At 67.3% G+C, this 14,806-nt stretch carries 11 protein-coding genes and 1 riboswitch; of the genes, 5 read left to right on the top strand and 6 right to left on the bottom strand.

Annotated features, from left to right (window positions below; all coding sequences use genetic code 11):
• Positions 1-71 precede the first annotated feature (71 nt).
• Genes AC07YH_RS00230 through AC07YH_RS00220 form a run of 3 tightly spaced genes read left to right on the top strand, consistent with a single transcriptional unit; the run spans position 72 to position 4,202 of the window.
• Positions 72-1,787 (top strand): DUF1800 domain-containing protein, encoded by a 1,716-nt coding sequence (locus AC07YH_RS00230; protein WP_494745005.1) that lies wholly within the window; start codon positions 72-74, stop codon positions 1,785-1,787.
• Between the two features lie 8 nt (positions 1,788-1,795).
• Complete coding sequence (locus tag AC07YH_RS00225) at positions 1,796-3,157, top strand: DUF1501 domain-containing protein (protein WP_494745004.1); 1,362 nt, start codon at positions 1,796-1,798, stop codon at positions 3,155-3,157.
• A gap of 40 nt (positions 3,158-3,197) precedes the next feature.
• Complete coding sequence (locus AC07YH_RS00220) at positions 3,198-4,202, top strand: acyltransferase family protein (protein ID WP_494745003.1); 1,005 nt, start codon at positions 3,198-3,200, stop codon at positions 4,200-4,202.
• A gap of 17 nt (positions 4,203-4,219) precedes the next feature.
• On the opposite strand, the gene nhaA is transcribed toward AC07YH_RS00220, so the two are convergent.
• On the bottom strand, positions 4,220-5,380 hold the full coding sequence (gene nhaA, locus AC07YH_RS00215; protein WP_494745002.1) for a Na+/H+ antiporter NhaA: 1,161 nt from the start codon (positions 5,378-5,380) through the stop codon (positions 4,220-4,222).
• A gap of 1 nt (position 5,381) precedes the next feature.
• Positions 5,382-6,671 carry a DUF5690 family protein gene (locus AC07YH_RS00210; protein ID WP_494745001.1) on the bottom strand — a complete coding sequence of 430 codons (1,290 nt, stop codon included), beginning with the start codon at positions 6,669-6,671 and terminating at the stop codon, positions 5,382-5,384.
• Positions 6,672-6,814: 143 nt separating this feature from the next.
• Positions 6,815-7,042, top strand: a riboswitch (cobalamin riboswitch).
• Between the two features lie 119 nt (positions 7,043-7,161).
• On the opposite strand from AC07YH_RS00210, the gene metE reads away from it, so the two are divergent.
• Positions 7,162-9,477: a 5-methyltetrahydropteroyltriglutamate--homocysteine S-methyltransferase gene (gene metE, locus AC07YH_RS00205; RefSeq protein WP_494745000.1), complete on the top strand. Its 2,316-nt coding sequence runs from the start codon at positions 7,162-7,164 to the stop codon at positions 9,475-9,477.
• A 42-nt stretch (positions 9,478-9,519) separates the two neighbouring features.
• Here the strand turns inward: metE and AC07YH_RS00200 are convergent, their stop codons facing one another.
• The 4 genes from AC07YH_RS00200 to fdxA all read right to left on the bottom strand — a co-directional run bounded on the left by AC07YH_RS00200 (position 9,520) and on the right by fdxA (position 12,439).
• Entirely contained in the window at positions 9,520-10,722 is a 1,203-nt protein-coding gene (locus AC07YH_RS00200) for a TonB family protein (RefSeq protein WP_494744999.1), read from the bottom strand.
• On the bottom strand, positions 10,719-11,081 hold the full coding sequence (locus AC07YH_RS00195) for a BlaI/MecI/CopY family transcriptional regulator (RefSeq protein WP_494745326.1): 363 nt from the start codon (positions 11,079-11,081) through the stop codon (positions 10,719-10,721). The genes AC07YH_RS00200 and AC07YH_RS00195 overlap by 4 nt, the downstream gene beginning before the upstream one ends.
• Before the next feature lie 162 nt (positions 11,082-11,243).
• Entirely contained in the window at positions 11,244-11,747 is a 504-nt protein-coding gene (locus AC07YH_RS00190) for a CarD family transcriptional regulator (RefSeq protein ID WP_492814195.1), read from the bottom strand.
• A gap of 350 nt (positions 11,748-12,097) precedes the next feature.
• On the bottom strand, positions 12,098-12,439 hold the full coding sequence (gene fdxA / locus AC07YH_RS00185) for a ferredoxin FdxA (RefSeq protein WP_494744998.1): 342 nt from the start codon (positions 12,437-12,439) through the stop codon (positions 12,098-12,100).
• 268 nt (positions 12,440-12,707) lie between these two features.
• On the opposite strand from fdxA, the gene AC07YH_RS00180 reads away from it, so the two are divergent.
• Entirely contained in the window at positions 12,708-14,798 is a 2,091-nt protein-coding gene (locus AC07YH_RS00180; protein WP_494744997.1) for a putative bifunctional diguanylate cyclase/phosphodiesterase, read from the top strand.
• Positions 14,799-14,806 lie beyond the last annotated feature (8 nt).

Below are 14,806 nucleotides of genomic sequence, written 5' to 3'. Positions count from 1 at the left end.
GCCCTTTCGATTTTTCCTGGTTTTCCAGCTCAAGGCGCGCCGACCCCTCGCGGCGCGTCAGGGACCTTGTCATGCGTAAACAGTATTTTGGCTCGGCCGCGGCGCTGAGTTTGGCCGTCTTCCTCACCGCCTGTGGCGGTGGTGGCTCCAGCGGTGGCGGCGCCGCCTCGACCGGCGGCGAAAAGGCGGCCGGGATTTCGACCGGCGGCTCGGCCGGCACCTTCCCCACTGCGCCCATCGAGTTCACGCCGGAGGCGGCCGCGCGCCTGGCCAAGCAAGGCAGCTTCGGCCCGACGCCGGAGTTGATCGATCGCATCCTGGCCCTGGGCAGCCCCGAGGCATGGATCAACGAGCAACTCTCGCTCGCGACCAGCAGCTATGCCGACCTGGCCAATCCCGTGCAGAGCACTTTCTGCTCCGCCCTGACCGGCGCGGATCTGACCAGCTGCAATCGCGACAACTTCTCGGCCACGCCGATGCAAATGCGGTTCTACGCCAACGCCATCGGCAAGGACGACCAGTTGCGCCAGCGGGTGGCCTTCGCCCTGTCGCAGATCGTCGTCGCGTCCGAGGTCGAGGTCCACAACACGGCGGGCTTGGCGACCTTCAACCAGATCCTGCTGTCGAACGCCTTCGGCAACTACCGGGACATCCTCAAGGCGGTCACCCTGAACCCGTACATGGGCGACTACCTGGACATGGCCGACAGCAACAAGAGCCAGCCGAACGAGAACTACGCGCGCGAGATGATGCAGCTGTTCTCCGTCGGGACCGTGCTGTTGAACGCCGATGGCACGCCGCAGACCGACAACACCGGCGCGACGATCCCCACCTACAGCAACACCGACGTCAAGGAGGTGGCCCGGGCTCTGAGCGGCTGGACCTATGCCCGTCTCAACAACGCGGCCCTGACCGACAACGTCAATCGCGACTGGACGAAGCCGATGGTGGTCTACGCCGCCCGCTACGACACCGGCGCCAAGACCTTCCTGGGCAAGACCGTCGCGGCCAACGCCACCCAGCAGGCCAGCATCGACGCGGTCGTCGACGCGGTGTTCAACCACCCCAATACCGGACCCTTCATCTGCAAGCGGTTGATCCAGCAGCTGATCCTGGCCAACCCGACACCGGCCTATGTCAGCCGTGTCGCCGCCGTCTTCGCCGACAACGGCGCGGGCGTACGCGGAGACATGAAGGCCGTGATCCGGGCGATCTATCTGGACACCGAGGCGCGCGTCGGTTCGCAGATGCCGGGCAAGGTCAAGGAGCCGGTGCTGCTGGCCACCTCGCTGGCCCGGGCGATCGGCTTCACCACCGACGGCTACGCCTTCACGACCCGCGACGCTGGCATGGGGCAGGCCCCGTTCCGCGCGCCGTCGGTGTTCAACTACTACCCCTACGATTTCCCGCTGCCGCAGGGCGATGGCCTGATCAGCCCGGTCACCAAGCTGATGACCACCTCGACGATCATCGCCCGGCATAACTTCGTCTACGACTGGACGGTGGGTGGCGACGCCACGCGCAGCGAGTTCAAGCCGACCCTGGGCGCCGTCGGCGCCGTGCCCAACTGGGCCAGTTGGGAAGCCAACGGCACGGACGATGGCAAGATCATCGATCGGATCAACCTCGTCCTGCTGAACGGCACGATGACGACGGCTCAACGCCAGGCGATGACGGCCGCCATGGTCGCCATCAAGAACAACGACCCCGCCGCGCAGACACGCAAGCGCGCCCAGGTCGCCCTCTATCTCGCGGCGTCGTCGCCGCTTTTCCAAGTCGATCGGTAAGCGTAGCCATGACCATTTCTCGTCGTGAAATCATGCAGATGGTCGCGGGCGGCTCGGCCGTCGCGGCCCTGGGTCAGCTCGGTCTTTCCAGCGCTCTGGCGGCTGAGGGTGGCGACTACCGCGCCATGGTCGGGGTCTTCCTGTTCGGCGGCAACGATGCCTGGAACATGGTCGCGCCCACCGATGGCCGCTATGCCGACTACGCCAAGCAGCGCGGCTCGGCCCTGGCCCTGGCCCAGACCAGTCTCGTGCCGCTGACCGGCACGGCCTTCGGCCTGCATGGCGCTATGGCGCCGTTGAAAGCGGTCTGGGATGAAGGCGGGTTGGGCGTGGTGCTCAATACCGGCACGCTCTTCGCGCCCTTGACCAAGGCCCTCTATACCAGTCGTCCGGACCTGCGGCCGCTCAACCTGATGTCCCATGAGGATCAGCAGAACCAGTGGCAGGGCATGCGAACCCGCGCCACCAACAAGGACGGCTTCATGGGGCGCCTGAATGACCGCGCGCAGGCGGCCGACCTGCCGCCTCTCATCTCGTTCGCGGGCTCCCAACTCGCCCTGATCGGCGACCGCAGCGCGCCGCTCATACTCCCGGCCAGCGGTACGATTGTTCGCAGCGGCTACGTCGCCAACAGCACCGATGCGGCCGTCAAGGCTCGGCAGGCCGCGCTGGACGTGTTCTCCGATGGCGCCTCCTACGGCGCCATCACCGATCTGACAGGCAAGGGCATGAGCTCGGCCTACGGTCAGGCGGTCGCCGCGAACGCGATAATCTGGTCGACCTCGGCCGTCGACAAGTACTTCGTGAACCCGACCACGGGCGCGGCCCTGACCTCGGATGTGTCCCGTCAGTTGCTACGTTCTGCCCGAATGATCGAGGCTCGGGGAACGCTGGGCCACGCCAAGCAGACGTTCTTCGTCAGCCAGGGCGGCTACGACACCCATACCAACGAGCAGTCGGCGCACAACACGCTGTACGCTGATCTGGCCATGGCCCTCGCCGGCTTCTACAACGCCATGAAGTCTCTGGGTCTGCAGGACAACGTCACCGCCTTCACGATGTCGGACTTTGGCCGCGTGTTCAAAGGCAACGCCAGCGGCGGCACCGACCACGCCTGGGGCTCCAACCACCTGGTGGTCGGTGGGGCCCTGGCCAACGGCAAGGTCCACGGCCGCTATCCGGACATGACCTTCGGCGGCGACGAGGACGCCTCCAACGACGGCCGCTGGATCCCGTCGATCGCCACCGAGGAGTATATTGGCGCCATCGCGCGGTGGTACGGCGTCAGCGCCGCTGACCTGCCCTATGTGTTCCCCAACTGGAGCACCTGGAACGGCGGTGGGCGCGGACCCGTACCGCTGTTCGGCTAACGGCTTGCCAGGCCGGGACGGGCGCCCTTAAGCAGGAAGCGTGTCCCGGCCCGGCTCAGCAGCGAACGGCTTCGATCACCTTCGGCTGATCGCGGCCGCGCTGGTGGTGGTCCACCACGCGCGCGTGTTGAACGGCGCCCCGCCCTGGATGATCGGGTGGGGTCCGGACCCCGGCGCGCTGGGCGTCGGGATCTTCTTCGTGATCAGCGGCTATCTGGTGACGGCCAGCCTGCGCCGGACGCCGGGCGTCGGCGCCTTCATGGCCAAGCGGGTGTTACGTATCGCGCCGGGCCTGCTGGCGGCTCTGTTGCTGACGGCCTGTGTGCTCGGTCCGCTGGTCAGCAACCTGCCGGTTTCCGAGTATTTCAGCAGCCTCACGCCGCTGACCTATGTGCTCAAGAACCTCAGCCTCTACGCGGTCACGTACGACCTGCCGGGCGTCTTCGCCCACGCGCCCTATCCCAATGTCGTCAACGGCTCGCTGTGGAGCCTGCGGCTGGAGTTCACCGCCTATCTGGGCCTGGCGTTGCTGGGCGCTCTGCGGTTGGTCCGCGCGCCGGTGCTGGCCGGGCTGGCGCTGCTGGCGGCCGGCGCGTTCCTGGCGGTGCACTTCACCGGACTGGACGCCCGCGGCGAGCTGGCGCGGCTGGCTTCGCTGGCGACGCTGAACGGCTGGCTGTTCCTGTGCGGCGCGGCGCTGGAGGCGTTCGAGGTCAAGCCACCGGCCTGGACGGCCGCGATCGGCCTGGCGATACTGCCGACCCCGGCCTGGTTCCTGGGACTGCCGCTGGCCGTCATCGCCCTGGGCCGGATGACCGCGCCCAGGCTGCCGGCCGACCTGTCGTACGGCCTGTATATCTACAGCTTCCCGCTGCAGCAGGTGCTGGCCGAGCATGGCCGACTGAACGTACTGACCTCGCTGGCCCTGACCCTGCCGTTCGCGGCGGCGTCGTGGTTCCTGATCGAGAAGCCGGCCCTGCGTCTGAAAGCGCGGTTGCCCGGCGCGGTCAGCCTAGCCCCCGCGCCGATCGACCAGCGGCTTTAGGACTTCTGCTTCTTCGCTCAAGCGGCGCTGGGCCGGGCCAGTCGCAAGATCGCCATGCCGACCAGCGCCGAGGCCAGGGATCCGGCCAGCACCCCGATCTTGGTCTCGTCGATCAGGTGCGGGTCCTTGAAGGCCAGGCCGCCGATGAACAGGCTCATGGTGAAGCCGACGCCGCACAGCACCGCCACGCCGTAGAGCTGGCTGAAATTGGCTCCTCGCGGCAGCCGCGCCCACCCCAGCTTGACCAGGCCGAAGGTGACGCCGAACACGCCGACCTGCTTGCCCAGGAAGAGACCCAGGGCCACGCCCAGCGGCACGGGATCCAGCAGGGCCGCCACGCCGACACCAGCGAACGACAGCCCGGCGTTGGCGAAGCCGAACAGCGGGGTGATGACGAAGGCCACCGGCTTGTGCAGGGCGTGCTCCAGCCGATGCAGTGGCGAGTGGTCGTCGGCTCTGAGCGGAATGGTCAGGGCCAGGGCGACGCCGGCCAGGGTGGCATGGATGCCCGACTTCAGCACCAGCACCCACAGCACCGCGCCCAGCAGCAGATAGGGCCACAGCGTCAACACCTTCAGCCGGTTGAGGGCGATCAGGACCAGCAGCACGATCCCGGCGCCGGCCAGGGCCAGCAGGTGCAGCTGCGCGGTGTAGAACAGGGCGATGATCACGATGGCCGCCAGGTCGTCCATGATGGCGATGGCGGTCAGGAACACCTTCAGCGACGTCGGCACGCGCGGGCCCATCAGGGCCAGGACCCCTAAGGCGAAGGCGATGTCGGTGGCCGACGGGATGGCCCAGCCGGCGATGCTGTCGGGATGCTTGAGATTGAAGGCCAGGTAGATCGCCGCCGGCAGGATCACCCCGCCCAGGGCCGCCGCGCCGGGCAGCAGCACGTCCGCGGGCTTGGACAGCTGGCCGTCCAGCACCTCGCGCTTGATCTCCAGGCCCACCAGCAGGAAGAACAGCGCCATCAGGCCGTCGTTGATCCAGTGCTGAGCGCCCATCGGCCCCAGCTTCTGGTGCAGGGCGTGGAAATAGGCCTCAGACAGCGGCGAGTTGGCGACGATCAGAGCCAGGGCGGCGGCGCCCATCAGTACATAGCCGCCGGCTGCCTCGTCTTTCAGGAACGCGAAGAGCGCGCGGCGCGCGCGCAGGCTGATCTTACGCAGAGCCATGTCAGAGCCTCGACAGAAGACGGTGGGCGAAGAACAGGCCGATGAAGCCCAGGCCGCAGGCGACATAGGCCCCGACCGCCAGGAACTGGCCCCAGGCGATGTCGAAGTGGCCGAAGGACTTCACCAGCAGCAGCGAGATGCTGCCGACATAGCCGAACGAGTCCGCCACATAGATCAGGAAGCCCGCCGTGCCGACCTTGCCGGTGGCGGCGATCATCCGGTCGAACAGCATGGCGTTGAACGGTGTGTAGCCCATGTAGAGGCCCGCGCCGGCCAGGATCATCCACCAGACGGGGCTGAGCACATGCAGTTGAAACGCCAGGGTCGAGGCGCCCAACAGCACAAAACCCAGCGCCACGAAGCCGATGTTGAAGGCCACCGCCCGGCGATTGTCCCTGACGCCCATCAGGGCGGCCAGGCCGATCAGCACGATGGCCGCCACCGGCAGCTCCGACAGGGTGAAGATCGCCGCGGCGTTCTTGAAGCCCAGCTCGGTCCAGATCTCGGCCGAGAAGTTGTCGCGGAAATCGCGCAGGGCGGTCAGCATCACATAGACCGCGATCAGCAGTACCAGGGCCGGGGCGTGGGCGGCGAAGAGCGCGATGCGGTCCTGGCGGCTCATCGGCGCGCGGCGCACCCGCTCGGCCTCGTCGGCGGCGCTGGGCGGCGGGAGTTGGGCCAGGGCGACCACGGCGATCAGCAACAGCGGCGTGAACACCAGGCCCGAGACGGCCGGCATCCACTTCTCGTCGACATGGGCCAGCAGCAGCATCTTGCCGACCGACTTGGCCACGCCCGACGACAGGATGAAGCTGGCGCACAGCATGGCCCCCAGCACCTCGGTCAGGCGGCGGCCCTCCAGGAATCCGAACACCAGGCCCCAGATCATCCCAAGGCACAGGCCGTTCAGGTACATGGCCATCGGCCCGATCACCGTCGGCAGGGTCCCGAACAGCAGCAGCGCCATCTGCGCCCCGAAGATCAGGGTCAGGATGGCCATGGCCCGGTGGTTGGCCCGCATCTCGGAGATCACCTTGACCCCGATGAACTTGGCGGTGGCGTAGCCGGCGACCTGGGCGATGACGAGGGCGATCTTGAAGTCGATCGCGAACGGCCAGCCGTCCGGGTGGTCATAGGCGGCGGCCGTGAATGGCTTGCGATAGCCGAACATGGCGAAATAGACGGCGAACGACGACAGGCCGCCATAGAGGGCGAACACCCAGGGCGGGGCTGAGGCCAGGAAGCGCGTGACCGCGCTTGGCGGGGCGATCGGATCGGCCTTTGCGGTCATGAGAGCCCTTCGCTGCCTGACTCTCAGCTATCCCGCTTCGTTCGGCCGGTGCAATCGATAGCGGACGAGGACTGATCGTTCCGCTGCCTCTACATCATATAAAGATATCTTTATATCCTTCTTGACGCCCGCGCCGTTCCAGCGCCTATTGCCCGCGTCGTGGTCTGCGGGCGTTCGCGCCCGGAGCTAAGAGGGAAGTCGGTGAGGGCGTGAAACCCCGAATCCGGCGCTGCCCCCGCAACTGTGAGCGGCGAGCCGCTGTCCGTTACGTGTCACTGACGCGCCGAAGCTGGTTCGGCGGCGTGTCGGGAAGGCCAGGGCAGGGGTGACGACCCGTGAGCCAGGAGACCTGCCTCGACAGATAACGTCCTCCGGCGGGGTGTCCGGTCTGGTCGCATGCTTTACGGCGTGACCGGACCCTCATCCGTGCGCGCTTGTCCGCGCGCGCCCCGATCAGCCTCGCCACAACACCGGCAGAGGCTTTTCAAGAATGACCGTCACCGTCGCCACACTCGGCTTCCCCCGCATTGGTCCCAAGCGCGAGCTGAAGACCGCCCTCGAACGCTACTGGTCCGGCCACAGCGATCCGGCCGCGCTGCTGGCCGTCGCCGCCGAGCTGCGCGCCAAGACCTGGGGCCGTCAGCTCGCCCTGGGCGCGGATCATGTGCCGTCCAATGACTTCTCGTTCTACGATCAGGTGCTAGACACCAGCGTCCTCGTGGGCGCGATCCCGGCGCTCTACGGTTGGACCGGCGGTGAGGTGTCGCTGGACACCTATTTCGCCATGGCGCGCGGCAGCCAGGGCGTCGAGCTGGCCGCTTGCGGCCATGACCACGGGACGAAGACCGGCGTCCCGGCGCAGGAAATGACCAAGTGGTTCGACACCAACTACCACTACCTGGCGCCAGAGGTGTCACGTGGCCAGGCCTTCGCCCTGTCCTCGACCAAGCCCATCGACGAGTTCCTGGAGGCCAGATCGCAGGGCGTCCACACTCGTCCGGTGCTGCTCGGTCCGGTGACGTTCCTGAAGCTGGCCAAGACCAAGGACGCTGACTTCGCGCGGCTGTCGCTGCTGTCGGCCCTGTTGCCGGTCTATGCGCAGGTGTTGCAGCGCCTGGCCGAGGCCGGCGCCGACTGGGTGCAGATCGACGAGCCGTGCCTTGCTCTGGACCTCACCGACTTCGAACGCGGGGAGCTGCGCCGGGCCTATGGCGCCCTGACCCATGCCGCGCCCGACCTGCGCCTGATGCTGACCAGCTATTTCGGCGGCTATGGCGAAAACCTGTCGACGGCCGTGAACCTGCCGGTCGCCGGCGTCCATCTGGACCTCGTCCGCGCGCCGCAGGAGCTGGAGGCCGCCCTGGCCGCCAGTCGCGAGAGCCTGGTCCTGTCGCTGGGCGTGATCGACGGCCGCAACGTCTGGCGCGCCGATCTGGAAAAGCTGCTGGACCGCCTGGAGCCCGTCGTCGCCCAGCGCGGCGCGGACCGCATCGTCCTGGCCCCGTCGTGTTCCCTGCTGCACACGCCGATCGACCTGGCCCTGGAGACCGCGATCGATCCCGAGGTCCGCCAGTGGCTGGCCTTCGCCGTCCAGAAGATCGAGGAGCTGGCCGTGCTGGCCAAGGCGCTGAACGCTGGCCGCGCCAGCGTCGCCGCTGAACTGGCCGCCAGCTCTGAAGCCGCCCAGGTCCGCCGCGTCTCGCCGAAGATCCACGACCCGGCCGTCGCCGCGCGCGTCTCGGCCACGACCGAGGCCATGGCCCGCCGCAACGCCGCGTTCGACCGCCGCCGCGCCCAGCAACTGGACCTGCCGGCCTTCCCGACCACGACCATCGGCTCGTTCCCGCAGACCGAGGACGTCCGCAAGGCCCGCTCGGCCCACGGCAAGGGCGAGCTGACCGATGCGGCCTACGAGACCTTCCTTCGCGAGGAGACCGAGCGCGCCATCCGCTGGCAGGAAGAGGCCGGCCTCGACGTGCTGGTGCACGGCGAGTTCGAGCGCAACGACATGGTCCAGTATTTCGGCGAGCAGCTGTCGGGCTTCGTCTTCACCAAGTCCGCCTGGGTGCAGTCCTACGGCTCGCGCTGCGTGCGGCCGCCGATCCTGTTCGGCGACGTCTCGCGGCCCAAGGCGATGACGGTGGAATGGTGGCGCTACGCCCAGAGCCTGACCGAGCGGCCGGTGAAGGGCATGCTGACCGGTCCAGTGACGATCCTGAACTGGTCGTTCGTCCGCGACGATGTCCCGCGCGAACTGGCCTGTCGCCAGATCGCTCTCGCCATCCGCGACGAGGTCGTCGACCTGGAGGCGGCCGGCGCCAGGATCATCCAGATCGACGAGGCGGCCCTGCGCGAAGGCCTGCCCCTGCGCCGCGCCGACTGGGACGCCTATCTGGACTGGGCCGTCGAGGCCTTCCGTCTGACCGCCTCGGGCGTGGCCGACGCGACCCAGATCCACACCCACATGTGCTACTCGGAGTTCAACGACATCATCGCCGCCATCGGGGCGATGGACGCCGACGTGATCTCGATCGAGACGGCGCGCTCGAAGATGGAGCTGCTGGACGCCTTCGCCGGCTATGCCTATCCGGCCGAGATCGGCCCGGGCGTCTACGACATCCATTCCCCGCGTGTGCCGTCGGTCGAGGAGATGGCGCAGCTGCTGACGGCTGCCCAGGCGCGGCTCTCGACCGGCCAGCTGTGGGTCAATCCCGACTGCGGCCTGAAGACCCGCAAATGGCCCGAGACCAAGGCCGCCGTGGCCAACATGGTCGAGGCGGCGCGACGAGCGCGGGAAGCCGTCTGACCCCAGCGAAGAAGGCGCTCCTTGCGGAGCGCCTTCGAAAGGCTAGGGAACCGAGAACTTCAGCGGGATGCGGACCACGCCGCCGGCGGTCGGCTTACCGTTCAAGGTGGCGGGTTTCATCTGGAAGTACTCGCTGAGCTGGATCGCCGCCTGGCCAAAGCCAGCCTGCTCGGGGCCTTCCCGGACGACCTTGCACTTGGTCAGCTTGCCTTCGATCGTCACGCGGCAGTCGATCATGGCCATCCCCTCCAGCTTGGTCTTCTGCGCTTCTGGCGGGTAGAAGCGCGCCATGTCCTGGGCGGTGGGCTTCGTCGCCCAGTCGGGCGCGGTCATGTAGGGCTCGGGCGCGGGATTGGCCGCCCAGACCGTCCCGGCGCCGGCCAGGGCGATCGCGCCGACCAGGGCCAGGCCGAGCCGCCGGCGGGCGGTCGTTGTGGAGACAACATTCAGCATCAACAGTCTCTCCTTCAGGGGATGGACGCCGGTCGCCGGCCAGTGGCAGCCGAACGGCGCGGAAAAAGGGGTCATGGCGGCGCCGAGCAGCAGCTCGGCATAGAGCCGCCGGGTGTCGGGGCGGGCCGCGGTGACGGCGGCGTCGCAGGCGATCTCCTGATCGACGCGGAAGCGACGGGCCCCCAGGTGGACCACGGGGTTGAACCAAGCGAGGCAACGGAGGGCCACGACCAGCGCGTTGACCGCCGCATCGCCGCGCGCCTGGTGGACGCGCTCATGGTCGAGGACCAGGCGCCGGGCCAGGCCCGAAAACCGCGTCTCGAAATCGGCCGGCACGACGATGCGTGGCCGCAGCGCGCCCAGCAGCATCGGGCCGCCGCCCAGATGCTCGCCGCGCAGGATGGCGGGATCGCTCTCCAGCGGCGTCAGACGACCCAGGGTGCGGACGAATTGGACCTGACGCAGGGCGAAGAACGACGCCGTGACCAGCGCGCCGACCGCCCAGACCGCCGTCAGCAGCGGCGCCAGGCTCACGGCCTGCCGCGCGACCGGGGCCAGGCCCTTCGCGCCGGCGCCGACCAGCGTGAGGACGGGCGCGGCCACGACCGGCGGCGCATGGACGGGCGCGAGGCTGGCCGCCAGGCAGATCGGCGCGACCAGCCACAGGGCGTAGCCGGCCAGCGGTCCGAAGCGCCGGCGCACGGGGCGGCGCAGGGCCAGGATCGCCAGCACGGCGAGGGCCAGGACCAGGTTGGTCTTGAGGACGGCGGCGGTCAGGATCGCCGCGCTCATTTACCCATCTTCTCGATCAGGGCCTTCAGCTCGGCGATGTCCTCGTCGCTGAGCGTCTCGGTCTCGGAGAAGTGCGTGACCAGCGGCGCCAGGCGGCCGCCGAACAGGCGGTCCAGCAGGCCCTGGCTTTCCGTGCCGACATAGGCCTGACGCGAGACCAGCGGCGAATAGAGATACCGGCGGCCGTCGGCCTGGGCGGCCACGGCCTTCTTCTTGACCAGGCGGCTGATCAGCACCTTCACGGTGCCCTCGGTCCAGCCATTCGGCTCGCCGACCTCGGTGATGATCGCCTCCGAGGTGAGGGGGCTGCGCCGCCACAGCGCCTCCATCACCACGCTCTCCGCCGAGCTGATCTTCATGTCCGCCATGGCCTCGCCTCACGATGACAGTTGTCAACGAATCGACGTTGACACTTGTCATCGATCTGGTCAACCGACGTTCTTCAGAGGCGTTCGCGCAAACAAAAACGCCCTCCGCTGGGCGGAGGGCGTCTTCGTGTTCCGAAGCCGGAGAAGGCTGCCTTAGGCGGCCTTGACCAGCGACTTGGTCAAGATGCCGATGGCGGCTTCGCGGTCGATGCGTTCGATGGCGGCGACTTCGCGGGCCATGCGGTCCAGGGCCGATTCATACAGCTGGCGTTCCGAATAGGACTGTTCCGGCTGGTTCTCGGCGCGGTGCAGGTCGCGGACCACCTCGGCGATCGAGATCAGGTCGCCCGAGTTGATCTTGGCTTCGTATTCCTGGGCGCGGCGCGACCACATGGTGCGCTTCACGCGGGCGCGGCCCTTCAGGGTGGTCAGGGCTTGGCTGACGGTGCCGCCTTCCGCGAGCGGACGCAGGCCGGCCGTCTTGGCCTTCTTGGTCGGGACGCGCAGGGTCATCTTCTCGTGGTCGAAGGTGATGACGTAGACTTCGAGCGACATACCGGCCACTTCCTGGGTCTCGACCGCCTGAATAGTGCCCACGCCGTGCGCGGGGTAAACGACGTGATCGCCGACCGAGAATTCCAGACCAGTCTTGCTCATGTTCGTCCTCATCTATGCGGGCCCTCGGGGCCCGAACGCCGTGACCAATCCCCAAATCAAAAACGACAGGTCCTTGCTCCGCGAAATCATGTGCGCGGGGCTAAGCCTGTCAGGATTGGGAATAGATCTCTAAGACACCTTCGCCTTCGATCGGGCGGGCCGGTCCGAATAGCTTCTCGAACCGACTTCTTCGACAAGACGGACCGTCGCGAAGAGCCGCAACCGTCACGTCGGTAGCGACAATAGCATAAAATTCAGCCCTATGAAAGGGTTGCGTCCGGCAATGCGCGGCGCGCCGCCAAGCTTTCGCGGCCTGGCGGGGGATCAAGCTTGAGAAATCGAGGCTGGGGTTAGGAACCCTTGCCCGGCTTTTCGCTGAAGTACTTCTCGAACTTGTCGGTCTCGCGCTCGAAATCCTCGCGGTCGGCGGGCGGCTCGCCCTTGACCGTGATGTTCGGCCAGACCTTGGCGTAGTCGGCGTTGATCTTCAGCCACTTGCCGTCCGCCTCGTCCTCGGTGTCGGGCTTGATGGCGTCGATCGGGCACTCGGGTTCGCAGACCCCGCAGTCGATGCATTCGTCCGGATTGATGACGAGGAAGTTCTCGCCCTCGTAGAAGCAGTCGACCGGGCACACCTCCACGCAATCCATGAACTTGCAGCGGACGCAGGCGTCGGTGACGATGTAGGTCATCGAAAACTCGGGAAGAGGATCGGACAAGTAAAGCGCGGGGCGTTTTCGGAGCCCCGGCCCGGCTTGTCAATGCGGCTTGGCCGCCCGCGCGCCCAGGAATTCTCAACGCATGGCCAGTGTGGGCCGTCTTTCTGCGCTCGCGCGTTCCTTGAGGAGCGACAATGCGTCCTGACGCTGTGTGGTCGTCGCAAACACTTTCTTATCGAACGAACACCAATATGTGGGATTGGAAACGCTCAATAAAAACAAAGTCGGAAAGCCGACACGCATGAAGACTGAAGCCTTGGCTATCCAACCGATCCTGGAAGCCGATACCGCCACGCGCGCCCTGTCCAAGGCGCGTGCGCGCGCGTTCGGCGAATTCATTCGCGAGATTCCGTTCGCCGCGGCCCTGCTGGACCGCGACCTGACGCTGGTCGCGGTCAGCCGCGAGTGGGCGGCGCAAGGGATCGCGCCCAGCCTGACGATCGGCGACGACGCCGGGGCCGGCGGCTTGGTGGCCTCCGAGGACGTCGGGGTGCTGCTGGCCTGCGCCGAGGAAGGCGTCGCCTTCTCGCGCTACCTGCCGACCCTGGACGCCGAGGGCGTTCAGCACGTGTGGCGCACCGAGTTCAGCGCCTGCCGAGATGGAGACGATAGCTACGCGGTGATGATCACCGCCCGCGACGTGACGGGCTATGCCGATAGCGTGCTGCGCGCCGAGCGCGACAAGCAGCGCCTGACCATGGCCCTGGAGCTGGACGACCTGCTGGTCCGTGAATACGACCTGCGGACCAAGGCGCTCTATTTCTCGGGCAACGCGCCCGAGCTGCAGAAATACTGCGTCTTCAAGGACGATCCGCTGGACATCGTCCATCCCGACGACCGCCAGCGCTGCGCCGACCTGGTGGCCAGCCGCAAGATCGGCGAGGCGCGGGTCTTCGAGTTCAAGCTCAATCGTCCCGACGGGATCGAGACCTGGGTCCGCTCGGTCGGCAAGGTGTTCGTCGGCGCCGACGGCAGACCCGAGAAACTGGTCAACCTGTTCAAGGACATCACCGACCGCCGCCGGCACACCGAGGCGATCGAGACCCTGGCCTTCCGTGACGCGCTCACCGGCCTGCCCAACCGCGCCCTGTTCCAGCACCGTTTCCAGGAGGCCGTGCTGGCGTCCGAGAGCCTGGGCGAGATGTTCGGCCTGATCATGATCGACGTCGATCACTTCAAGGACATCAACGACACCCTGGGCCATGACGCCGGCGACGAATTGCTCAAGCGCCTGGCCGGCATGCTGCAGCACGCCTTCCGCAGCAACGACACCGTCGCGCGCCTGGGCGGCGACGAGTTCGCGGTGATCCTGCGCGGCCTGCACGGCGAGGCCGACATGCTGCGGCCGATTGTCAAGCTGCAGGATCTGCTGCGTCAGCCGATCGAACATGGCGGCCGCAGCTTCACGGCCAGCGCCAGCATCGGGGCGGCCCTGCACGGCGACCCGGACGCCGATCCGGCTCACATGATCAAGAACGCCGACATCGCGCTGTATCGCGCCAAGGAGGCCGGTCGGAACCGCAGCATCGTGTTCGAGCCGTCGATGCGCTCGGAGGTCGAGCAGCGGATCGAGCTGCTGCGCGATGTCCGCATGGCCCTGGCCGACGGCGAGTTCACCCTGTTCTACCAACCGGTCGTCGATATCCGCGAGAACAAGGTCGCCGGTTTCGAGGCCCTGATGCGCTGGATCCACCCCGAGCAGGGCGTGCTGACCCCGGCCCGCTTCATGCCGGCCTTCGAGGACCAGGACCTGTCCTTGAAGCTGGGCGATGTCGCCTTCGAGGCGGCGCTACGCCAGATGCGCGAGTGGCTGGACCAGGGCGTCGAGTTCGGCCGCGTGGCGGTCAATATCAGCTCGGCCCAGTTCCGCTCAGGTCGCCTGGCCCAGGAGATCCAGGAGCGTCTGGCCCGCTGGAACGTGCCGTGCGAGCGCCTGACCATCGAGGTCACCGAGAACGTCTATATGGGCTGGGGCTCGGACCTGGTCAGCAGCACGGTCAAGCAGCTGCACGACGCCGGCGTGATGATCGCGCTGGACGACTTCGGCACCGGCTACGCCAGCTTGGCCAATCTGCGCCAGTTCCCGATCGACCGCCTGAAGATCGACAAGTCCTTCGTCCAGAACACCGAGGACGAGGCCATCGTGAAGGCCGTCATCACGCTCGGCACCTCCATGGGCATGAAGGTCGTGGCCGAGGGCGTCGAGGACGCCGACCAGTTGAAGGCGCTCGAGCACTATGGCTGCGACCAGGTGCAGGGCTATCACTTCGGCCGGCCGATGCCGGCGGACCAGGTGGCGGGCTTCCTGAAGGGCTTCGGGGCCAACCCTTAGTGGCCTAG

This window comes from Caulobacter sp. GW456-12-1-14-TSB4 (assembly GCF_059424195.1).
The sequence above is the reverse complement of the archived record's forward strand: the minus strand, read 5'-3'. Positions and strand labels throughout refer to the sequence as shown.